Source organism: Herbaspirillum sp. Sphag64 (assembly GCF_014192645.1).
In the GTDB taxonomy this organism is placed as follows: Bacteria; Pseudomonadota; Gammaproteobacteria; order Burkholderiales; family Burkholderiaceae_D; genus Herbaspirillum.
The window spans coordinates 1-24,063 of the sequence record NZ_JACHYE010000007.1; the positions used below are offsets into that span (position 1 = coordinate 1).

Below are 24,063 nucleotides of genomic sequence, written 5' to 3' on the forward strand. Positions count from 1 at the left end.
ATGTTTGCCCAGCAATGCGGCATGAAACTGTTCGCCAGCAAAGGAAAGATCGAGATACAGGCGCAAAGCGACGAAATACACGCCGTTGCCGACAAAAACCTGACGATCACCAGCGTCAACGGCAAGGTAGAAATCAACGCCAAAGAAGCCATCCTGCTCAAGTCCGGTGGCTCCTATCTGCGCATTGGCCCCTTGGGCATTGAGAGCGGCACGCTTGGCGAGATTCACTGGAAGGCAGATAAGTTCTCCTTGCAGGGGCCAGCGGCGTTGTTGCAAAGATTTCCCATCTTGCCACACCATTCAAGCACCAAGAACTTTAGTCAGAAGTTAGACATATCTCAGTTTTCCAGCATAGAAACGGGAGTCATCCAAAACTGGAGAAATGTCGAATACGAAATACACAATTCACAAGGAAGACTCCTTGGACATGGGGTAATCAATTCTGAGGGACTGACACAACGTGTTTTTACCGATGAAGAAGAAGGACTTAGTGCTTTGATTGGTAGTGGTAGTTGGTACATTGTAGAAGAAATAGAAGTGCCCGAGGACGAAATGCTACGAGATTCTAATTATCTCGATCAAGAGGGACAAATATGAATGCACAATTTTATGTTGTAAAAGAAAAAGATACGTTATCCAAAATCTCTCGTCATACGGGAGTTTCGATTACAGCTCTGATTAAGCTCAACAATATTTATAACCCGGACAGAATCGTCGCGGGGAAACGGCTTGCTCTTACGAGAGAGGCTACTTGTCGCGTTACGTTTCAGTTTATGGATAAAGAACTTAATCCAATTCGAAACCTATCGCATGTATTCCAATATTGCGGAAAGACAGTAAAAGAAAAGACAGATGAATTAGGCCGCTCTTATATTGTGACGGATACACCCAATGATCAAATAAGCGTTTTTGTTGTACAGCTAAATGGTGGCTGGAAGGAGCTGGTCACCACTGTTTCAGATTTCGGTAATAAGTTAGTCACACTCATCAGCCCTAAAATCAAGCTCGAATTGAAAACTTATCCCCATTCTGAAATAGATGAGTCAAATCAAGGAATGCGATCTGAGATAACCAGCACGACCCAAAATTCACTCAACTTTTTAACGAATAGATTCAAAGAGAAAGATCCGGGTGAAAGGCTACAAAGTGCCTGGAGTTGGCGAGATGGAAAATTTGGCATTCGTACGAGCGAGATTAAACACAAGGAATCGGGGAAGCCGATGATGATCGTAACTAAAGATCATCCGATATTGGATTTCTTGGATGCGTACGAAGATAGACCGATCACAGAACACCATTATCTATCAGTAGCGAAGGAAATCGGGTGCGATGTCGCGGTGATAAAAGCTATCGCTGAACAAGAAACACACGGTGATCCTTTCTGGAAAATGGAGGGAATGTACTTTCCTGTGATTGTCTTTGAGCGTCACTGGTTCAGAAAATTGACTGGTTATAAATTTGATAGAAAGACAAATAAAGTGATATCTGAAAGTAAATTTTCAGAATATTCGGATATATGTGGTCCGGAATACAAAAAACAAAAGAAAATCAACAATAAAAATAAATATTCGGAAGATGAAACATATGGTACAAAAAATTTGCAGTTAATTAGATTATCTAAAGCTTATAAGCTTGATAAGGAGGCTGCATTAAAAAGCTGTTCATGGGGAATGTTTCAAATTATGGGATTCAATCATCTTGAGGCAGGATATTCAACGGCATTTTCATTTGTGAAAGACATGAGTAAAAGTGAGTTCCATCAATTCGAGGCATTTAAGGATTTTTGTCTTCGCACAAAGCGAGGTCGACTTAGGGATGCGTTAGTGAGTAAGGATTGGGAAAAAATTGCTTCTCATTACAATGGGAATAATTGGAAAAATGTTAATCCAGATTACGCAATAAATTTAAAAAAATTCTTTGATAAATATTCAAAATATGAAAATTATAAATAAGGTAATTTTTTTTATCATGTTTTTTGTTCTATTAAATTCTGTTGAGTGTCAAGTTTTGGGGGAAATGAGCGATGAAGAATTTAATATTGATGCCGAAATAATAGAGAGAGAAATCGGATCAAAAAAAGAAATATCAAAAATTTGGCTAATTAATTCCAGAGCTTACAAAGTGAATTATGGGGGAAATACATATCGAATCATTCCATTTTCATTTTTAAGTAAAAGTACAGCAACTAAAATTGCCATTTTGAAGGATGATTTGGTTCCTGTATTCATTGATTTTGATGAAAGTGAATTGCCTTCCAGGAAAAACGTTACGGATGTTTCTCTAATAGATTTTGAAAAAAAATCAGTTATGGATGTTGCTTACTTGTTTGTTTCGGGAAATCAAGGTTCATTAATAAATGAAGCTATTGTTTTGTCTTATCGAGAAGATCTAAATAGTTTTGGAATTAGTATTGATAAAACAAATTTGTTGAATTGTTATATTGAGAAGCAATCTAAATTTGATTCATTGGAGGAAGCGGTAAATTTTACTAGTTTAAAAAAATATATTGGATTGCCATGCGAATGGTAAATTTTAATGATTTTTATATTTAAAAATATTTAATAAGAAATATATTTATTTTGTGAGAAACAGCTATTTCATGGAAGCGCTAGTTTCGCTATTTTTCTACTTCATTCCGGCGTTGTTGCATAAATCCTGTGGCTACGAGTCGGACTGCCGTTTATGCACAACAGGGATAACGATAGTGCTGTTAACTTCGAATCGAGCTGGGTAGATTCTCGTCTTTTGAGCAGAGGAATGCGCAAGGGCGAACACAGCAGTAAGAGCGAGCCAAAAGGTGTTTGTCGGATCAGAAATTGGTCACACTATAACGCTGGGCTGATTGCGCGAGGCAATATCACGATGTGGGTCAACGAGGATGAACGGATGGCCCTGGCGAGTTGCACGACGCGCCAGCATGGGTATTCGAAGCGTCGTATCTGGCGCAAGGATCATCTGGCATTGGATATCAGAACAGACCAGATAAGAGCTGCCTTGATGACCCATCAGTACGTTGATGATGCCAGTGCGTTGCCCGATCTGCTGGACCAGATTCCCGCTGATGTCCCGATTGACATTGTTGGCGGCGACGGTGCGTATGACAGCAGGCAAAGCCATGCGGTCATGGCGGCGCGTGATGCCCAGGCGGCGATTCCTCCACGCGAAGGCGCGGTGCCGTGGCCGCAGAACATCCCCGGCGCAGGCTGGCGCAATGAGGCGATCAAAGCGATTGCTACCTGGGGGCGTGCGCAACGGAAATAGCAGAGTGGCTACCATCGGCGCTCACTTGTTGAGAATCTGATGTATCGGCTCAAGACGCTCACAGGAAATCGCTTGTGGGCAAGACGCATTGGTTCGCAGGCAACCGAGGTGGCCATTCGTGTCGGCGTTCTCAATCGCATGACCGCTCTGGCACGCCCAAAATCCGTTCGCGTTGCCTGAACTGAGTATCAAAGCAATACCTTTGCCTTCAGATTTGATTTATGCAACACGCCTCTATGCGGTTAAGTTTTATTAAAAAACGTCCTCAACTTTGTGCTATTCAAAGTATTGATTCTTTGAGTAATTGCCAAAACATACTACCCGGTCGGTTTTGGTAAATATATATCAGGTCTTTGCGCCGATAACATGTTGAAAATATGGAATAAATCTCTCCATGCAATCTTGACGTAAATAAATCTGCCCTGTATCTTTGAGCCCGATCGCGAATTTGAGGGGGCTCAATTTCCACAAATGATCAAAATTAAAAATATTGTTGTGGGGGAGAGGTGATTTATATTTTTATGAAAATCACATAATAAAAAGGAAGTTGTTGATCGAGTATGTTCGCGCATGATCGATTAAACATGGATTGATGCCTGCAGAATCACGGTTCAGTCTGCCTGATTATATTTTCGCCGCAATTCTTATCGAGAAACCTTGCTCTATGCTGTCATATGGCCGAGTGTAGTGGCCCCGATTTGGTTATGCCGAAGTCTATTTTGTGAGGGCAAGATAGGCGGCAGGGTAATCAATGCCTGCAGTAAATTATGTTTTGCCAATATAAATCTAATTCAATTTAATGAAGGAACATGAATAAAATGAAATCACTGTACGCTGGCGTATTTCTCATTTCGGCTATTGGCCTCACAGGTTGCGCATCAATCTTGAATGACAAGACTCAGGATATCAATGTCCGCAGCTCTACAGGTAGCCCTATCGAAGGTACGGTGAACGGTCAGCCATTCAAGGGACCAGGCGTTGTTTCGGTGCTGCGTCAGAACAAGGACCTGCACTTTACGACAACAACGGATAACTGCACCAAGGAAACCATTGCACCCAAATCGGTTGATGGCAAATTCTTCATCAACGTTCTGTCCGGTGGTGTGTTCGGTTCATCCACTGACTACGGTAGCGATAAGATGTGGAAGTACAACGATGATGTCGTGATTTCTTGCACCAAGTGATCTAGGTGACGGTTTTTGCCTTTGGCAGAAAAATAAGCGGCTTCATTGCCGCTTATTTTTTTCTGTACCTATCTCCTGCAATGGCGGATGTTTCGTCTCCGGTGTCTGCTAGGGCCGTCGTGTCTGATCGCGCCGGCTTGGCACAAACGTTAAAGCAGAGCGCTTTGACGCAGCATCTGGAGCAATCACCGGTCTGGTCCGCGTTGTTGCATACAGAGCAGGGGCAGGCGAATATCAAGGATCTTGATTTTTTGCTGAGCTTGCCAAACTTTTCTCCGGCAGCTGAATTGCAGCGCACGATCGACTTCCTCTATCAGGGGGAAGTAACAAACGTTTGCCGTTTTCCTGCCCGTTATCTTTGGCTGCAGCAGCAGCTACATGCCCCCGAACTATCACTCGATGTTTGTCCTGATATCGTTGAATTCACCAGGAAGGCGCCACTGGACGACATTGCACTCGTCTTTGCCAGCGAAAACATCGCGCAGCCAGCGAGCATGTTGGGCCATGCCTTTCTTAAGTTCAGCGGTAGCAACGCCGAACACCGGCAAGTCAGCCACGCCATCTCATTTTTTACCGATGCTGACAGCATCAATCTGCCCAAGCTGCTGTTTGACAGCATGGTCATCGGTAAAACCGGTTATTTCAGTCTGTCACCTTTCTCGGAGCAGCAACATCATTATGTCGATGAAGATCAGCGCAATATCTGGGAATACCATCTGCATCTAGATGCTGACCAAAAGGAACTGATCCGGCTGCATCTGCTGGAGCTCAAGCAGTCGCATCTGACGTATTTCTTTCAGAAATATAACTGCGCCACCGTTATCAAATTCATTCTGTCCTTGTCCGGCCAGCGCTTACCGGATAGCGGTTGGTGGGTGACGCCAAGAAGTCTGGTCAAGAGTACCGTGCAAGCCGGTCTGGTTGATGGCACTAGCATTACTTCACCGAGCCGTTGGATCGTCCACAAGCTGGCCGAGCAGACTAGTGTGTCTGACCAGCAGGCGATTCGCTCGCAGGTCCTGCAGGGGGATATGGATGCTTATCTGACGCTACCTGCATCCGAACCAGCCTTTATCCAGCTCGAATTAGCCCGTGCTTATAATCAATACGCCTATGCAGAGGGTAAGCTTGATGAAGCGACCCGGCAAGCCAATGAAGATATCCTGAACCGAGCGCAGCAGGCTAACTTCGCCGACAAGGTGCTGGATGTGGATGCGCGCTTCGACCCGCTGAATACGCCCGGCGAAAACCAGATTTCCGTTGCTGCTCGTCATGATGGTTCCGGCAATCTGCTTGCGCTGACGGTGTTGCCGATTTCGCATACCTTGATAGATGACAATCGCGGCTACTCGATTGAATCCAGCCTGCAACTGTTTGCCACTACCATCAACTATTCACTGACCGACAATCGTGCCAGTCTGGAACGTTTGATCATCTACGACATGCAGTCACTGATGCCGTATGACATGCTTACCGGTGGCTTATCCGGGCACTTTCATATCGCGATTGAACCACGGCTGAACCCGCAGTTTGAGTTGGCGCGTACCTTTACCGCCAGTGGCGCGATTGGTATCGCCAAGCGCTATGCGCAGGATCTCGATCTGTACGTCATGGGCGGCGGCGGTGTCGGTATTTCGAAGGCGCAGACGGCGCCGTTTATCACGCTGGAAACCGGTGCCGTGGTGCGCGAAGTATGGGATATGAAGTCACTCATTTCGACGACCTTTACCAATAATCTGACCGGTACCGATCTGCATTACTTCACCTTGGGATGGACCCAGACAAAATATCTCGATCAATCCAATTCCCTCAGTGTTGCCTTCAAACGCGACTTCAATGGCAATCAGTCACAGTACAGCGTGGAGCTGGCTTATAAGCGGATTTTCTGAGTCCGGCTCAGCACCTATAGCACCAGTCTCCAGCAATGGTGAATACTCCGGCCAATAAGTATTGAGCAGGTCAATATGCCCCCGCGACACCTGTTGCAGCAGGGATGCTGCTGCGATCGACAGGCGCATCAGATTGGCGGCATCTGCCTTGCCCACCGCTGGTGGTGCAAAGTCGTCGGCGTCACCGTCAAGATTGATTTCCCGTACCAGATCACCGCTGTAGATGATCTGCAGGCTGCTGCGGATACCGGCTGCCACATCGCAGGTATGGCCGATGAAGTCGGCAAAACGTTCGTTCTTGCCGGGGCCGTGAATCCAGCGGAGCTCTTCGTGGGTGGGGTTGAGGGGTTGAATCAGGAGAGGTAGTGGGCACCGTGGCATCCTTTGTAAGTACAACCCAAAAATACCGCCAGGGAGTCGGTTGTCCGCCACTATAAAATCCAGCTGCAAAACTCGGTCTTCTTTTTCTCGAAGACGGCTGAAGTATTGGCCGGGTGATGCCAGAGTGTCAAGTTCTTATTGGTTTTGGGCAATGAAGCGTTGCCAGTAGACATGCTTGATGACAAGACAAAGTCGCCACTGGTAACATCCACAAAAGCCGGTGATCACTGGACGTAATTCTGAACCTTGCTCAAAGACTGGATACAGCCATGCTCAACGCGATGACCGTCAAACTCCGTCTGCGACTGCTCATTGTGGTGACCTTGGTCATACTCCTGTTTGTTGGGATCGAGGGTATTCGCGGCATGGCTTTCAGTAATGAAAAACTGCGGACGGTCTATGAAGACCGGACCGTCTGTCTGGTACAACTTTCTACCATTCAGGATGCCACCTATCTGACACGGCGCAATCTCAGTCTCATTTTGACAGCAACATCGGACAATGTCATCGAGGAGCATGTGAAGACGATTGCGACGCTGGACAAGACGATTGATGCCCAGTGGCGTGATTATTATGCGACCTATGCGACCAGCGAGGAACGTCAGGTCGCTGACCGCTGGGTGCTGGCATGGAAGAATTTTCGGGCCAGTAGAACCAAGCTCATCTCAACCGCTCGGGAACACAGCACTGCTGTGGAGCCTGAGCAACTGGCCCTGCTGGAATCGCAGTTTCTTAATACGCTGGCATTGAACCACCGTCTCATTGAATTGCAGGGCAGTATCGCCAAGGAGGAATACACTGCGGCGCTGATCAACTCCGAGCGGGTGATTTTGAGAGAAAAGATCGCGGTTGTTGTCGGTACCTTGATTGTAGCGGTGTTCACCCTGGCAATTGCGCGTAGCATTCTGCTCCATCTGGGAGGCGAGCCAGCCTATGCCGCGAAAATTGTGGGACAGGTGGCGCAGGGCGATTTACAGCAGAAAGTCCACACCAGAAAAGGTGATCAGCAAAGCCTGCTGGCGGACATGAAAGGGATGGTGACCCGGCTGGCGGTTGTGGTGAGCCATATTCATGAGGCGACATTACAACTGTACCGCTCCGCTGAGGAGATCAGCGCAACCGCGCAATCGATATCGCAGTCCTCATCCGAGCAGGCGGCCAGTATTGAGGAGACATCGGCATCGCTGGAAGAGATCGGGTCAGTCATCGGGCAAAACCGGGAGAACGCCAAAACCACCGGCAATGTCGCCCGGCAGACTGCCGCCGATGCCGCCCATGGACGCGACGCAGTACATTCGACGGTCTCTGCCTTGAAAGATATTTCGACCAAAGTCGCCGTGATTGACGACCTGGCGTATCAAACCAACCTGCTGGCCTTAAATGCCGCCATTGAAGCTGCCCGGGCGGGTCTGCATGGCGCGGGTTTTTCGGTCGTGGCCGGTGAGGTGCGCAAGCTGGCCGAGCGCAGTCAGTCGGTGGCACTGGAGATTGATGAGCTGGCAAGAAACAGTATTGCAATTGCGGATGATGCCACCCGGAGACTCGATCAGCTGGTTCCGCAAATCAGTCACACGGCAGATCTGGTTCAGCAGATCGTCGCTGCATCGGAAGAGCAATACATTGGACTGTCGCAGGTCAATATTGCCATGGCTCAACTGACCAATACGACGCAAGTCAATGCGGCTGCGTCTGAACAACTCGCCAGTACCGCCGAAGAGTTAAACCATGAGGCGGCTGAACTGCACCGCATGCTGTCCTTTTTTAACACGTCCAAGACTCTTGCCAGTCCTACGAATCCAGATTGACTTTTAGTGTGAAGTGGCGCTTCTGTTGCAGTCTCTGATGGTCAAAAATCGGAGGCAAGCACATCGCTGACCCTGCTTTCTGTTTAGATACTTCAACAGGAGGCAATGTGAGCGAATCCACTCAAGACCAACATTCAAAGCGTGCGCATGTCGAGATGTCGCTGAGCGCCCTGATGTCGTTATTGCTCATTTCAGTGGTGCTGGTTGTCGGTGTTTCGGTGGCAGCGTTTGATTATTTGCGCAGCAAGTCGATCATCCTGGAAGCTTCTTCGGTAGTGCTTGAGCGTGTGCAGCGCGAGGCAGCGCTGCAGGTGGAAGTGATTTTTTCGCCGCTGTCGCAGTTTGTGGACTATTTGAGCATTGGTAATCTGTCCAAGGCCCGCACGCTAGAGGAGCGGCTCAGGAATCTGCCGTTTTTTGTCGAGGCCATGCGGCGCAATGCGGCTTTGTCTGCGGTATATGTCGGTTATGAAAACGGCGATTTCTTCCTCATGCGACGTGTTGCCAATGCCGGCAAGATCGTTCTCAATGTCACGGTGCCGCCGACGGCGGTGTATCTGGTGCAATCGATCGCTACTTCCGCGCAGGGCGAGCAGCAGAGCCGCTTCATCTTCTTCAATGAGGCCCTCGAGAAGATCAGCGAGAGTGCCCCGCAATACCAATATGACCCGCGTGCGCGGGATTGGTATCGTGAAGCAATCGCAACTGACAGCCAGATTCAGAGCAACCCTTACCTGTTTTTCAGTACCCGGGAAATCGGCATTACCATTGCGCGTGCGGCCGACCATGGCGGTGCCGTGGTGGGGGCCGATATTGCGTTGACCGATTTGTCGTCGCTGCTGACGCAACAGCATCTGTCACCGTCGTCGGAGCTGATCCTGGTGGATGATAATTCTGCCATCCTGTCGGACACTAATTATGCTGGAACGCAGCAGCATTGGGCGCATAACAGCACGGGAAAACTGCTTTTTCTGCACGATTTTCCAGAAGAAAAATATCAGATACTCGCCGCCAGGCTTGCTGATCAAAATTTTAATACACCGATCAAGATCAGAATCGGACATCGACACTGGACTGCGCGCATCGTAGAGCTGCCGGTCGGAAACAAGTTCTTTTATTTGATAGTCATCTTGCCCGATGAGGAATTACTGATCGGTGCCAGGATGTTGTTACTCAAGGGACTCAATTTCACTTTTTTTCTGCTGGTGGCGGTGATTCCGTTGGCGATCTACTTTGCCTGGCGCATCGGTCGACCGCTGCGGGGGCTGGCCGATGAGGCGCGCAGTATGCAACATCTGAACTTTGCCAAGCCGATTACCTCGAGTTCACACCTTCAAGAAATCAATACGTTAACCCGTTCCATTGATGAGGCACGACAGGCGATTTTGCGCTTTGTGACCTTGTCCAGTGCGCTGGCTCAAGCATCTGACCTGGACCAGCTGATCGCAAATCTGATGCGCGAGGTCATGACGGCCGCGCACCTGCATTCAGGGATGCTGTATCTGCTGGATAAGGACAACGCAAAAGCGATACCTCAATTCAGTAGCCATGATGGCGTGGACTTTGTCGCCCCTGAAATTCATCTTGCAGTCGATGTGGATAGCGTATTGAGTATGACGCTGCTGCATGGCAAGCGGACCTTGAGGCAGCTTCAGGAATGCTATCCGAGTGATCTCGTCATTCTTGGCGACAAGGCCGAGTTGCTCGGTGATAGCGGCATGCTGGTGGGAATTCCGCTTAAGGATAACGCAGGCGGGATTTTGGGCGCCATCATGTTGATGGGGCGGTTCAGTGAAGAAGGAGAAAGTGCCCAGTTGCTCTCTTTCCTGGAGGCGTTATCCAGCAACGCGGCGACAGCGATCAAGAACCGCCAGTTGATTCAGGAACAGAAGGCGTTGTTTGAAGCCATGATCGATCTGATAGCCGGTGCGATCGATGCCAAATCGCGCTATACCGGAGAGCATTGCCAGCGCGTTCCGGTGCTCACGCGCATGCTGGCGGAGGCGGCCTGTCGTCAGACGGTGGGACCGTTTTCCCACTTTTCGCTGAGCAAAGAGCAGTGGTGGGAGTTGCATGTGGCCAGCGGTTTGCATGACTGCGGCAAGATTACGACACCTGAATTTGTGGTGGACAAGGCGACCAAGCTGGAGACCATTTATGACCGCATTCATGAAATTCGTATGCGTTTCGAAGTGCTCAAACGCGACCGTGAAATTTCCGCCCTGCGCGTCAGGGCAGGCTCGCCATCAAATGAAGAGCAAGCACAGCTTGAGGCACAACTACGGCAACTCGATGAGGATTTTTATTTCGTTGCGGACTGCAATACCGGCAGTGAGTTGATGGCGCCGGAGAAGCTGGAGCGCATTCGCCGTATTGCTGCATATCCGTGGTCGCGCACGCTGGATGACCGGATCGGCATTTCTCATGAAGAGCTGGAGCGCAAGTCGCGCATGCCAGCACCAGCCTTGCCGGTATTTGAGCAGGTACTGGAAGACAAGCTGGAGCATTTGTTCTTACGTTCACCAAAAGAGAGGCTGGCGCCTGACAATGCCTGGGGCTTCAAGGTCAATGTCCCTGAATATCTGTACAACCGGGGCGAGCTTTATAACTTGTCTATCAGTCGCGGCACACTGACGCCGGAGGAGCGTTACAAGATCAACGAGCATATCTTGCAGACCATCATGATGCTGGAAAAGCTACCGTTGCCGGAGCAGCTAAGCAATGTGCCCGAAATCGCAGGTGGCCACCACGAGAAGATGGACGGTACCGGTTATCCGCGCCGTCTGATGGGTATGGAGATGAGCACAGTGGCCCGGATCATGGCCATTGCCGATATCTTCGAGGCGATCACCGCCGTGGACCGTCCCTACAAAAAAGGCAAGAAGCTCTCGGAGACCGTTGCCATCATGCAGAAGATGGCAGACGAAGGGCATATCGATCCGCAGTTGTTTGCGCTATTTTTACAGGAGGGAGTGCATCTGCAATATGCGGCACAGTTCATGGCGACAGAACAGATTGATTTGTAGTGTTATTGCGTGTGCCAAATGGTGCGCCATGCAGCAACGAATGAACCCCATGCCAGAATGAGGCTAGCAATGGCCAGTAGTCAGGCCAAATATCTGGTGATCATGACATTCCTATCGACATTAATTAGGCGTTATCGTCCTCGCAGTAGCCTGAGTCTGGGGTTGATCGTGGCGGTCGCTGCCGGAATGATGTTGCCGGTATTGATTGGATTGACGCTGTTGGTGCAGCTGCGCGACAGGCAGGTCGATGCTGACCTGAAGACTGAGTTGAGAGGGCGGATGAGTCTTCTCGCTGATAGTCTGGTGTCTCCGATATGGAATGTCGATACACAGAAAATTGCTGAACTGTCGGACACCGTGATGCTTGATCCCCGCGTCGTGCGGATCACGATCACCGATCCGGCCCAACAGATTATCCTCAATGTTGAGCATGCTGAGCGGCGACAGGGAAAGTCGCATTCCTTTTCCCACCAGCTCCTCTTGCCAAAGGCGGTTCCTGGCACGCAATCACTGCTGGGTACTGTCGAACTTGAACTCGACGACGGACTGATACAACATGAGTTGTCTCATGATCTGCAATCCTACATCGTCATATTGTTCGGCCAGTTTGTGATTTCGCTGGGCCTGGTATCCATTGCTTTGCATTTCCGGGTATTGAATCCATTGGCGCGTCTGACCCGATTTTCACGGCAACTCGCACGAGGGAACTTTGAGCGGGCGATTGACTGGGAACGGACCGACGAAATCGGGCTGCTGGCTAGTCAGATGGACAATATGCGCAATGCCTTGAAAATTGCTTTCCATGAGCAGCGCGCCATTCTGGATAACGTACAGGTAGGCGTTGTTTTCGCGCGGGACAATATCATCAGAATGGCAAATCGAGAGGCAGAAAAAATATTCGGCGCAGAACCGCAGGCATTGCTTGATCAGTCATTATTTAACGTCTTTCAAAAAGACGACCGGAGCAGGACCGAGCAGGAGCAACTTCTTGGCAATAATACGCTGGCGGACTATCAGTATGAGGAAACGCTCTTGTTGCGGCGTTTTGATCACAGCGTTTTCTGGGCCTATTTGCGGTGTTCAAATCTGGATCCGACGCATCCCGAGGGTGGCAATATCTGGGTGATTGAAGATATTTCGGATCGCAAGGCAGCGGAAGAAGAAATTAACAAGCTTGCCTTCTACGATTCGCTGACACAGTTGCCCAACCGGAGGTTGCTGCTTGATCGCCTGAATCGGGCACTTATTTCCAGCTACAACAACGGAAAAAAAGGGGCGCTGCTCTTTATCGATCTGGATGAATTCAAGACACTTAACGATACCTTGGGTCATGATGTCGGCGACTTGTTGCTACGGGAAGTCGCCGGACGATTGTCTTCTTGCGTTCGCGATAGCGATACCGTAGCGCGTCTGGGCGGTGACGAGTTTGTGGTGATGCTGGAGGCCTTGAGTGACAACAGAGATGAGGCTGTCAAACGCGCGGAAATGCTCGGTAGAGAAATTTTCCAGGCATTTGACCTGCCATTCGTACTGGATGGGCACGAGGTGCGCAGCACACCTAGTATTGGTGTGACGCTGTTTGACGGACGCCATAACCATCTCGAGGAGCTGCTCAAACAAGCCGATCTTGCCATGTATCAATCCAAGGCAGCGGGGCGCAATACCTTGTGCTTCTTTGACGTTGCCATGCAGGCGTTGGTCAGCGAGCGTGCGGCATTGGAAATCGCTTTGCGCGAGGCGATTCGTTGCAGACAGTTTGTGTTGTATTTTCAGCCCCAGATCATGGGTAAAGACCGCGTTATCGGCGCTGAAGTATTGGTCCGTTGGCAGCATCCGGAAAGAGGTATCGTCTCGCCTGCCGAATTTATTACTTTGGCGGAGGAAACCGGTCTGATCGTGCCTTTAGGGAACTGGGTGCTTGAGGCGGCCTGCATGCAACTGGTGCAATGGGCGAAGCAATCCGAGCGTTCGCACTTGTCGCTGGCGGTCAATATCTCTGCCAGACAAATCAATCAAAATGATTTTGTGACGCATGTCCTCGCTATATTGAAGCGTACCGGGGTGAACCCGAATCTGCTCAAACTGGAGCTGACAGAAAGCGTTCTGCTGACCAACATTGAAAGTACCATCAAAAAAATGGTGACGCTCAAGGCCGTGGGGCTGGGTTTTTCTCTGGATGACTTTGGCACTGGTTTTTCATCGCTTACCTACCTCAAGAGACTTCCTCTGGAACAGTTGAAGATCGATCAATGCTTTGTTCGAGAAGTACTGATCAGCCCAAATGATGCAGCAATCGCCAAGATGATTATTGCGCTGGCCGCGACTCTCGGCTTGGTCGTGGTGGCAGAAGGTGTTGAAATACAAGGACAGTTCGATTTCTTATCCCGCGAGGGATGTCATACCTATCAGGGCTATTATTTTAGCCGTCCCTTGCCACTCGCCGATTTTGAGGATTATGTGAACAGGTATGCAGGCTAGCGAAGTCCTTCCTTGCGGGCATGACTCGGTACAGGCTGCTCATCGACATTTTATTCCTGCCAAAGCGTCAGATCATGTTAAGAGCGATTGTTGCTTCCATTTTTGTTCTGTTGCTCTTCCCGACATCGGGGCGGGCGGAGTCGCCATTGCTGCTGCAGATTGTGGAGTTACCGCCTTACATGATTGTTGAGTCGCCGACCAGTATCAGTGGTCTGGTGATTGATCCTGCGCTGGCAGCGTTAAGGAAGGCAGGAATCGCATTTCAATGGCAGATCGTTCCCGCTGTGCGACAACTGGTGCGGATTAAAAGCAATCAGGAACGGGTGTGTTCTTTGGGATGGTACAAAACGCCGAACAGGGAGAAATTTGCCAAATACAGTCGTCCTATTGTGAAAGATTCTGGCTATGCCGGATTTGCAAACAATCAGTACCGTCCGGGTGATGGCGTCTCGCTCGATGTTGTTCTGAACGATCCTGAAGTTACCGTACTGATAAAAATTGGATTTGTTCATGGTGAATATCTGGATGCGCGCTTAGCGAACATGAAGGCGAATAGTGAATTTACTTATGCGGATATGCCGCTTATTTTCAAAATGGTGGCAGCAGGAAGAGCGCAGATTACTTTTGCTCCGCTGGCTGAAATACGTTATTACGAAAATCTCGGCGTGGTCAGTAAAGACGAATTTCACGTCATGATGTTTAAGGAAATGCCATCAACGGGTGTCTATCGTTACATGATGTGCAGCCAGAAAGTGGAAGACGAATTGATCAAAAGATTCAATGCCACACTCGGCAAATAGTCGGTACAACGGAAATGCTGATTCTCAAGCAGCCTTGCCGGTGCTTGAGCGCCTACCTGAAGACAAGCAGGAATATTTGTTCCTGAGATCCCCGAAAGCGTGACTGCTACCTGAAGCAAGTCCATCAAGACGCAAATGTAACAAGATCATATAATGCCGGGTTCATTCATTTGATCTGCTACAGGAAACGCCATGACGAAGTACGGTTACCTTTTTTTCGTGTTGATGACCGGACTTCCCGTGAGTGCATTCGCACAGCAAAATCAGGCAGATGGCCTCAATTCGCTCTATAGCGATGGATTGGGGCCGCAGTCACTTGGTGTGGCACCGGGCAGAACCTTTCTGTCCCTTTATGGCACGCTCGACATGGGCATTGATTATCTGAATGCGGGTGGAAAATCAGTCACTCGTCTGCAAAGCGGCAACGTCTGGGCATCCAAGCTCGGTTTTTATGGGCAGGAAGATCTCGGCAATGGCTGGCTTTCTTTTTTCCGGCTGGAGGCTGGCTTCAATGCTGACAACGGTACCCAGCAAGACACGACGTCCCTGTTTAATCGCGCATCCATTGTCGGCTTGCAGAACCGGGATGTCGGTCAGTTGACATTGGGACGACAGTTTTCATCGGTAGGGGCTGCCGGTGTGGGTGCTGATAGTTTTCTGGGTAATGCGCATGAATCCATTTTTGTCTACATGGCCACGGCCAGTGACCTCGGCGGTGGTGGCAATAATGCGATTGGCAGTCGTCTTAACAACACCATCCGTTACGCCACCCCGGCAATCGCCGATCATGTGACTGCGGACGTGAGTGTCTCCTTCAAGCAAAATAGCAGCGGCGGTCATGATGTTCATGCGCAAACTGGCAGCCTTACCTATCTTGGTAACGGCACGTCGCTGGGCGCAGGTTATGCCCAGTCATGGTGTGATCCGTCAGTGCCTGCTGAGTGCGCCAATGCCAAAGCCATTACACCGACGATCCGCACCGATTCCATGATCGCCAGTGCCCAGCATGATTTTGGTCCTTTTGTCGGTAATCTGGCCTATGTCAGAGTGGCACCGAAAGGTGCCGGTGCTGCCATCGCCAATGTGTTCAATGTGGGCATTGAGAAGATTGTCGGCGTTAATTTCTATCGTGCGGCCGTGGCCTACCGCAATACCACCATCGACAATGACTATGCGTTCGGCACTACGTTGGGTGTGGACCATTTTCTGTCGCGCACGACGGCCTTGTATGCGCGTGTAGGGGTACTCAAAAATGGCGCAAAGTCGAGCCTCTTCTATAACTACGACACCACCAGTTCCAACGTCTTGCCAGCCCAAGGCTCAACAGCGCGTGATATCTCGGTGGGCATTTATCACAATTTCTGATGTTTGCTATTCGCTGCGCCCGCACCTGGCGTACGGGGGAGTGATGTTTTTTTGCACATTGCTGGAGATGGCAGCAATGTGTAAATAACAGTCAAGTCGCTATTTTCGATATATTTTTGACAATCAAATACGTTATTATTCGTTGTTGTTGAAATTGATTTTGTTAAATTATCGTGAATTAAGCAATTTCCTGATGGTAATTATTCAATTTTCTCTCTAAGGTACGCGAAACAATCCCCGCGACGTCGTCCTGATTGTCGTCTGCAAGGCCCTTGTTTAGGTGATCCAGTACCGCTAGGTTTGTACTGGGTGACGGTTCCGATAGCGCTGGCTGCAGCACGTATATCTTCTTTGTCTGACGATGGTAAATAACAAGCTTCACAATCTGATCCAGTCACAGCGACCGGGCTCTGTCTTGAGCTGGGTGGTGTTGCTCGTCTTGCTGTTGATGCTGGTGTCAGTGCGCATTGATCTGTCGGCGCAGTACGTCCTCGGCGGCGGTGTCGTGGTCTTGATGCAGCTGATGCGCAAGACCGGCTATGCGACACGGTTTCGCCTCTTTTTCCTGATACTGGCCGGGTTTCTGCTGTTGCGTTACGTCTGGTGGCGTACGTTTTATACCTTGGGCTACAACGGTTTGCCTGATTTCATCTTCATGCTCCTGTTGTATCTGGCAGAGCTTTACGGGGTGGTGATTGCACTGCTGAGCTTTTTTGTGAATGCGTATCCGATGACGCGCAAGTCGGTGCCGCTGGATACGCATCCCGATCGTTTGCCGCATGTGGATGTGTTGATCCCGACCTATAACGAACCGACCGATCTGCTGGAGGTGACGCTGCGGGCCGCATTGGATATGCGCTATCCGGCTTCGCATATGAAGGTGTATCTGCTTGACGATGGCGGAACGCTGCAAAAGCGGACACAGGCGTCACCCGAGAAGGCAGCCGAAGCGCAGCAGCGTCATGAGGAGTTGCAGGCGCTGGCGGCGCGTCATGGCGGGCTTTATCTGACGCGCGACAAGAACCAGCACGCCAAGGCTGGTAACGTCAACGAAGCACTGGCGCATTGTGATGGTGATCTGGTGCTGATTCTGGATGCCGATCACGTACCGACGGTGGATTTTCTGGAGAAGACGGTTGGCTTCTTCCAGCAGGATGAAAAGCTCTATCTAGTGCAGACGCCACACTTCTTCATCAATGCCGATCCGGTGGAAAAAAACCTGAACATGTTTGGCCGTATTCCGCAGGAAAACGAGATGTTCTATGCCGTCATTCAGCGTGGTCTGGATTTCTGGGACAGTGCGTATTTCTGTGGATCGGCGGCGGTGTTGCGGCGCTCACATCTGGACGAGGTGGGGGGGATTGGTGGTGTCTCCATTACCGAAGATGCGGAAACGGCGATGAAACTGCATGCCTGTGGTTATCACAGTGCCTATCTGAACGAGCCATTGATTTCAGGTCTGCAACCGGAAACCTTCTCCAGTTTTATCGTGCAGCGTCTGCGCTGGGCGCAGGGTATGGTGCAGCTGTTCATGCTCAAGAATGTGTTCGGCACCAAGGGGCTGAGCGTGGCACAGAAGCTATGCTACTTCTCGAACACCTTTTACTGGTTCTTCAGCTATGCGCGGGTGATGCTGCTGCTGTCACCAATGGCGTATCTGATCTTCGGGCTGCGCTTCTACAATGCCAGTATTGCTGAATTCTTTGGCTACGGGTTGCCAGCGATGCTGGGGACGATCTTGACTGCGGATCAGATGTTTGGGCGTTACCGCTGGACCTTGATCTCGGAGCTGTATGAAATGCTGCAGTCTTTGTTTTCGCTACAGGCCATTTTTATGGTGATCCGTAATCCGCGCGCGCCCAGCTTCAATGTCACGCCCAAGGGCGAGCAAATGGAAGAGGATGCGATTTCGCAACTTGCCAGTCCGTTCTATGTCGTCTATGTGCTGGTGGTGCTGACGATGATCGTTGGTATCTGGAAGTACTTTCATGCGGTCGATCATCGTGATGTGATTGTGTCGGCGATATGCTGGAATCTGCTCAATCTGCTGATTCTCAATGCCTGCATTGGTGTGCTGTATGAGCGCCGGCAGCGCCGTGCCACGCCACGGGTGCCGACCAATATTCTGGGCTCCGTGTTCCGGCGTGATGCGCCAGCCGTTGTCACGCAGTTGGTGTCGGCTGATCAGCCTGTCATGACCGTGGGTGGCGGGGCGACACTTTCCTGTCATATCCTCGATATTTCCTCGCAGGGCGCGCAGCTCTCCTTTGATGCGGCACTGGAGCCGGAGATTCACGCCAGACTCAATTGCATCCGGGTATTCAATCACGCACTGGGGCATGAGAGCGAGCTGCCGATTGTCATTCGCAACAGCTTTCTCTCGCCGGATGAAAAGTCCTTACTGGTCGGCGTGCAGTTCACTGACCGTAGCGTGGCCGGTCTGTCGGAGGCGGTGGCCTTGTCTTCCGGCGATAGCCAGCGCTGGACCGAGTACCGCGAGCGGCGTAACCAAAAGCGCGGCATCATCAAAAGTATCATTCTGCTGTTTCAGCTTGGTGCGTTGCATGCAGGCGGTCAATACATGCTGTTTTTCAAGGGACTGTACCGATTCCTCAGGCGTGTTCTGCTGGAACCGATTCTGTCTTTGCCTGTTGTTAAAACCTTTCCTCACAAGATCAAGAAATTCTATGTCTACCTCATCTCGTGAATCAGTTCCTGTTGGTATTGGTGCCGTATGGATCAAACGTCGCGTGCTGGCTGCTGTGGTTGCTGGCCTGTCGATTTACTGCGGCGGTGTCAATGCTCAGCCTCAGCCTGCATCAGGCATCAAGGGCAAGGTGATGCAGCCAGTCACTCCGGTTGCGGCAGCTGCGCCTGCGGCACTCAAGGAGACCCCTGTGAAGCTGGTGCCGCTGGCCAACCTGAGTGCGCACGTAGGACCGCTGCGACTGAAGCGTACCGATGGCGCGGCGTCGTTGAGCATTCCCGTTTCACGACGTGAGGTACTCAAGTCAGCGGTGCTGCATCTGGTGCTGACTAACTCGATTGCGCTTGATGAGCGCTCCCAGCTGGTTGTGCGCCTGAACAACCGAGCAGTCGCGCAGCTGCAACTCTCGGCGCGCCAGCCCGAGCTCACCGCCGATATCCGTTTGCCGCTGGAGCTGCTGCTGCCTGGTTATAACCAGCTCAATTTCAGTGTGGCCCAACATAGTCAGTCGGCGCAGTGTGAAGATACGAACGCACCCGAGTTGTGGACCGAAATCGATACCACAGCGTCGGTATTGCGACTGCAGACCGAGACGCGATCCTTGACGGCACAGCAACTGCAGTTGGCATCGCTCAACGATATTTTTGATCCGAAACAGCAGACGCTACCAAAGGTCAATATCGTCACTGCCGGTCATCCCGGGTCGGATGCTGCATTGCGGGTGGGAGGCATGCTGGCGCAAGGCGTCGCGCTGAAGATGCGTTATGTCATGCCAGCCATCAGCCAGGTTGATGCGCAAGCCGGTAACGGTGACAGCCGCGTCGCACCGGGACTGGCGCTTGGAGCACTGGCGGGGGCTGACAATATTCTGGTCGGTTCGGTCGCCAGCCTCAAGCCGTATCTGGATCCGGCGTTACTGCAGCAGATCAAGGGCAGTTTTCTGGGGCTGTATGCGATGCCGGATGGCGAGCACATCATGCTGGTGGTATCTGGTCGCGACGATGCCGAGGTAGAGCGTGCGGCGGAAGTCTTCGCCTGGCAACGGCTGGCGTTCCCGCAACTCAGTCAATGGAACATCAGCGCATTGAGCGCGCCTGCGATTCCGGCGCATGCGCCCCAGGCCAATATTGTGGGAGAGGGCCGTTATAGCTTCGAGCAGCTGGGATTTCGTACCGTCGCCTTGACGCCTGATTCACCGGCGGAGCTCCACATCAATTTGCCACCGGATGTGTATGCACAGGAAGACGCGCAGATGGAGTTTCATCTGAACTTCTCGCAAGGTGCCAAGCTGAACACGGAGGTTACCGTTAATCTGTATCTCAATGATGTATTCCAGCGCGCGATTGTGATTGATGAGCGTCAGGGAGGGTATTTCGATAATTACCGTCTCAGTCTGCCCTTGAACAATTTCAAGCCGGGCAACAATGTGCTGTCGTTCCGTCCAGAAGTGGTGGCGCGCGCACAGTGTTCACCATCTGGAACCTTTCAGATGACCTTGTTTGACAGTTCCTCGGTCAATGCACCTTACATTTATCACTTTACTGAGTTGCCTGATCTGGGGCGTTTTGCCGCTAATGCGTTCCCCTATCTGTCGAGCAGTGACGGTAGCAAGCTCAGCGTGCAACTGACCAATCACGATAGCGCTGCGATTGCTGCTGGCTGGACCTTGCTGGGCAAGCTGGCACAGCAAGAGAGCTTGCCTCTGAGTGCAGCGCAGCTTACCTTCGGGAATCCGACTGCCGGGCGCCACGTGCTGGTTGTCGGTACCGTCGGCTCGGTACCGGCAGAGTTGCTCAGTGATGCTCCGTGGAAGCTTGACAGTGATCTTGCCATGGCGAGTGCTTCGATCCAGATAGCACATCCGACGCGCGAATCTGGCTGGTTCCGTCAACAGTTCCAGAGTTTGACCGATACCAGTCAGTACAACATGCAGGCCGATCATCTCAATACCATGGTGCGCGGTGATGCGCGGTTGGGGCAGCAATTGCTGGTGATGCAGTTCCGTGCGAAGAAAGATGATGGTGCTACCGCGACCGTGTTCATGGCAGCTGACTCCGCCCAGTTGCAGGATGGCATGCGGCAGTTGATGGCGCCGCAATACTGGAACAGCATGGCCGGCGATGTCACCTTGCTGACCTTGGGTAAGACCGAAGTCGCCACCCAACGTATCGGCCCGTCCTATGAGGAAGGTCATATCGGCAAGGCAGAGTACCTGGGCTATATCGCTTCCAAATACCCGTGGATACTGTATGGCGTGACGCTTGTCGTGTTGGCGCTGCTGACTTTGTTGTGCTGGCGTGCACTGCGTCGCCATCTGCGTGGTCGCACCCATGGTGTCGACGTCTGACCGGTATCGTCGAGATGCATGAAATGAAACTCGGCCCCAGCGTGCTGCTGGCCTGCGTCATGTTGTTGCCAATGCGCTCCGCCGTGGCGCAGCAGGCCAATCTGGAGAAGCTGGAGCAGGCTCCGTTGCAGCAGGCCCAACCACGTCAGCAGAGCACGCTAACGCTTGAGCAGCACAATACTGCCGAGGTTCAGCGGCATATCCAGCGTGATCTGGTGCGGCGTCAGAATGATGCCCATCTGGCGACGCTGACTACCCGTCGTCAGGTACAACAGTCCTTGCAACAGGGAGCAACGGAAGAGGCGCTGCAGGCCGAGGAGGAAGTGGCCACGGCCGGGACCGGGATCGCGACGTTGGCAGCGGCCTCGTCAACACCGGCCGGCGTCGACGAGCGACCCTTGTGGAATCTGCTGCGCGCACGACGGATAAGCCAGTTTGACCAGAGTCTGGCGCAGTGGCGCAAACGTTATCCAGCGTGGACACCATCGGCACAATTGCTGGCCGAGCGGGCCCGACAACAGCAGGAGTTCGAGATTGACACGGTCCTGACGCAGGCTAAGGTCGAAACGTTGACGCAGCTTGTGCAACGTTATCCGGCGCAGTTCAGTTGCGAGCGGATTGATCGCTTGTGGCGCGCCGCCGAGATCTTTGCCAAGGCGGGACACAAGGAGCAGGCAATGGCGCTGTACCGCTCGCTGTTCCCTGATTGTGAGCCTGCTGCTAACCGCGTGGCAAGCTTGTACATGGCGCAGCAGAATCTGGGACAGTCCAGTGATGCACTGGGGCAGCTCATCGCGCTGGAGGCGCAGGCTGGAGATCGCGATGTGGAGAGTGAGCGGCAATTCGTCCGGCTGCAATATGACCGTGACCTGAGTCGTCTGGTCATGCTTGAGCCCGCCAGTGATGCAGCGCTATTGCTGGTCCAGCAACTCTCGGCAGGAATCACGGCGTATCACGATAGTGGAGCCGCAACGCTCAGTGGCTGGGTCATGCTGGCCCATGATGATCCAAAGACGGCACAGATCCGGTTTCAGGATGGTCTTGACTGGTCCGCTACTAATGTCGATGCCCTGCTGGGCTTGCTGCAGATTCGGCTGGATGCCAAAGATATTGCAGGTGCGGAAGCCTTACTTGCGCAGCCATTGCTGGCCGCTGAACCACGTGCACGCTTGTTACGCAGCCGCCTAAAATTGTTGCAAGCCGAGATATTGAACCAGCAGAAGGATTTTGCTGCCAGCTTGCGCAGCCTCGATGAGGCCGAGCAATGGGGCGCAACGGCAGCACAGACTGAGGCGCTACGCGGCTGGGACAATTATGGGCTGGGTCGCTATGCCCAAGCCTCGAGCTTGTTTGCTACGCAGTATCGCCGCACCCAGGAGCCTGCCAGCGCCGAAGGCTGGGCGCTCAGTGAGAGTGCCCAGGGCAATTTGCGTCAGTTGCAGGCCTTGCCCGAGGCACAGAGCAATCCCTTGCGCGACTATGTGCTGGCGCTACAAAGCCAGCAATTGTATTACCGCAAGCAGTTTATTGATGCGTATGCGTTGCAGAAGGAAGTCACGCAGGGACTGTTGCCGCCCGTCACGACTTCGTCGGCCGCGCTAGCAGCCGTGCCTGTCGGTACGGTACAAACGTCGCCAGCGGCGACTTACTTGCCAACCACGCTGGGCGGTATTGATGCCGCTTCGGTGAGCAGCGGATGGGTCTTTTCAGACCACGCCGGTACGGATGGACAAGGGCATCTCACGACCCTGGCATCGACTGTGCGCGGTGAGTGGATCGATGGCACACGCCAGATCAATTTGCGCTGGCGGCAATTGTTGCTGGACGCCGGCACCGTCAGTACTTCCACCGTGGCACACGCCTTAGGCGTGCCCGCCGATGCCCAGAGTTCCGGTAAAGCCAGTGCCGAGGAGTTTCGTCTGGCAATCGATGACAGCCTGTGGCTGACCCGCTTCGGACGCCTGAGCTGGCAGTTGAGCGTGGCGGCGATCACTGGTGGTGCTGGTGGCACGGATGTGAATGGCAACTTGCGGGTGTCGCAGCAAACCGGCTGGGGTAGCTGGTCGGCCTATATGGGCAGCAACCCGGTTACCGACTCGCTGCTGTCCTGGCGTGGCATGCAGTTGTCTGGCAGCGGGCAGATCTGGGGTGACGTGCGTCGCAATACCATCGGTGCCAGCGCGTTATGGCAGGTGAGCCCGGACTGGAGTCTATCGGCTAATGTTGCACTCGATCAGTTGGCGGGGGAGAACGTGCAAAGCAACAAGGCTGTCGCACTGGATCTGGGGGCTGGCTACCATCTCAAGCTGGATGGCTTTGATTATTTCAACCTTGGCCCGGCGCTGCATTACCTGCACTATGACAATAACCAGAACCAATATGACTGGGGGCTGGGTGGCTACTATAGTCCGCAGCGCTCGCTGAGCGTTGGTGTGGCGTCACAGTTCCTGAGCGTCGAAGGTCGCGACCGTCAATGGTCAGGGAATCTGGAGCTGGGCTTTAATCAGGCCAGCCAGGCCGCCGCCTCATGTTTGCCGGTGGCCTATGGTGCTGTCAATGCTGGTACGGTCAATTGTGGCTATAGTGGCAGCGATGCTAGTGGTCCCTATGGTCACCTGCAACTGGCTATGGTGCAGCAGCTTGGCAGGCGCTGGCAGTTGGGTGCGCAGGGTGATCTCAATGTCACCCCGGGGCGTGACCGGCAGTACGGCGTGATGCTGTTTTTGCGGTATTTTTTCTCGGATCGCGATGCCGTGCTGAGCCGCGATCTGCCCAAGGATATGCGGGACTTCTACGGTCAATTCGATGGAGGGCGTTGAA

General features: G+C 52.0%; 14 protein-coding genes and 1 pseudogene. 14 read left to right on the plus strand and 1 reads right to left on the minus strand.

The window, feature by feature from the left end; translation table 11 throughout:
• The 6 genes and pseudogenes from FHW66_RS12435 to FHW66_RS12460 all read left to right on the plus strand — a co-directional run.
• Nucleotides 1-597: DUF2345 domain-containing protein (locus FHW66_RS12435; protein WP_183380132.1), on the plus strand; the 597-nt coding region annotated here is incomplete at its 5' end.
• Nucleotides 594-1,952: an N-acetylmuramidase domain-containing protein gene (locus tag FHW66_RS12440; protein WP_183380133.1), complete on the plus strand. Its 1,359-nt coding sequence runs from the start codon at nucleotides 594-596 to the stop codon at nucleotides 1,950-1,952. The genes FHW66_RS12435 and FHW66_RS12440, both read left to right, overlap by 4 nt.
• Nucleotides 1,953-1,968: 16 nt before the next feature.
• The gene (locus FHW66_RS12445) at nucleotides 1,969-2,529 is read left to right on the plus strand and encodes a hypothetical protein (RefSeq protein WP_183380134.1); all 561 of its coding nucleotides are present in this window, start codon (nucleotides 1,969-1,971) and stop codon (nucleotides 2,527-2,529) included.
• A gap of 381 nt (nucleotides 2,530-2,910) precedes the next feature.
• Nucleotides 2,911-3,441 (plus strand): annotated as a pseudogene (locus FHW66_RS12450) (IS5 family transposase); the annotation flags it as partial.
• 629 nt (nucleotides 3,442-4,070) lie between these two features.
• Entirely contained in the window at nucleotides 4,071-4,445 is a 375-nt protein-coding gene (locus FHW66_RS12455; RefSeq protein ID WP_183380135.1) for an adenosine deaminase, read from the plus strand.
• A gap of 164 nt (nucleotides 4,446-4,609) precedes the next feature.
• Nucleotides 4,610-6,334, plus strand: coding sequence for a DUF4105 domain-containing protein (locus FHW66_RS12460; RefSeq protein WP_183380136.1), 1,725 nt, complete (start codon nucleotides 4,610-4,612; stop codon nucleotides 6,332-6,334).
• Here the strand turns inward: FHW66_RS12460 and FHW66_RS12465 are convergent.
• The gene (locus FHW66_RS12465; RefSeq protein ID WP_183385583.1) at nucleotides 6,293-6,715 is read right to left on the minus strand and encodes a hypothetical protein; all 423 of its coding nucleotides are present in this window, start codon (nucleotides 6,713-6,715) and stop codon (nucleotides 6,293-6,295) included. The two genes, FHW66_RS12460 and FHW66_RS12465, sit on opposite strands and share 42 nt — an antisense overlap.
• Nucleotides 6,716-6,984: 269 nt before the next feature.
• On the opposite strand from FHW66_RS12465, the gene FHW66_RS12470 reads away from it, so the two are divergent.
• The 8 genes from FHW66_RS12470 to FHW66_RS21225 all read left to right on the plus strand — a co-directional run bounded on the left by FHW66_RS12470 (nucleotide 6,985) and on the right by FHW66_RS21225 (nucleotide 24,062).
• Nucleotides 6,985-8,520, plus strand: coding sequence for a methyl-accepting chemotaxis protein (locus FHW66_RS12470; protein ID WP_183380138.1), 1,536 nt, complete (start codon nucleotides 6,985-6,987; stop codon nucleotides 8,518-8,520).
• A gap of 107 nt (nucleotides 8,521-8,627) precedes the next feature.
• On the plus strand, nucleotides 8,628-11,546 hold the full coding sequence (locus FHW66_RS21220) for an HD domain-containing phosphohydrolase (protein ID WP_183380139.1): 2,919 nt from the start codon (nucleotides 8,628-8,630) through the stop codon (nucleotides 11,544-11,546).
• A gap of 69 nt (nucleotides 11,547-11,615) precedes the next feature.
• On the plus strand, nucleotides 11,616-14,024 hold the full coding sequence (locus tag FHW66_RS12480) for an EAL domain-containing protein (RefSeq protein ID WP_183380140.1): 2,409 nt from the start codon (nucleotides 11,616-11,618) through the stop codon (nucleotides 14,022-14,024).
• Nucleotides 14,025-14,098: 74 nt separating this feature from the next.
• On the plus strand, nucleotides 14,099-14,824 hold the full coding sequence (locus FHW66_RS12485) for a transporter substrate-binding domain-containing protein (protein WP_183380141.1): 726 nt from the start codon (nucleotides 14,099-14,101) through the stop codon (nucleotides 14,822-14,824).
• Nucleotides 14,825-15,016: 192 nt separating this feature from the next.
• Nucleotides 15,017-16,189, plus strand: a complete 1,173-nt coding sequence (locus tag FHW66_RS12490; protein WP_183380142.1) for a porin — start codon at nucleotides 15,017-15,019, stop codon at nucleotides 16,187-16,189.
• Nucleotides 16,190-16,616: 427 nt separating this feature from the next.
• Nucleotides 16,617-18,896 (plus strand): UDP-forming cellulose synthase catalytic subunit, encoded by a 2,280-nt coding sequence (gene bcsA, locus FHW66_RS12495; RefSeq protein WP_370543463.1) that lies wholly within the window; start codon nucleotides 16,617-16,619, stop codon nucleotides 18,894-18,896.
• Nucleotides 18,877-21,243 (plus strand): cellulose biosynthesis cyclic di-GMP-binding regulatory protein BcsB, encoded by a 2,367-nt coding sequence (locus tag FHW66_RS12500; protein WP_183380144.1) that lies wholly within the window; start codon nucleotides 18,877-18,879, stop codon nucleotides 21,241-21,243. The genes bcsA and FHW66_RS12500 overlap by 20 nt, the downstream gene beginning before the upstream one ends.
• Entirely contained in the window at nucleotides 21,135-24,062 is a 2,928-nt protein-coding gene (locus FHW66_RS21225; protein ID WP_183380145.1) for a cellulose synthase subunit BcsC-related outer membrane protein, read from the plus strand. Before FHW66_RS12500 ends, FHW66_RS21225 begins: the two co-directional genes overlap by 109 nt.
• The last annotated feature ends 1 nt before the right edge of the window (nucleotide 24,063 follow it).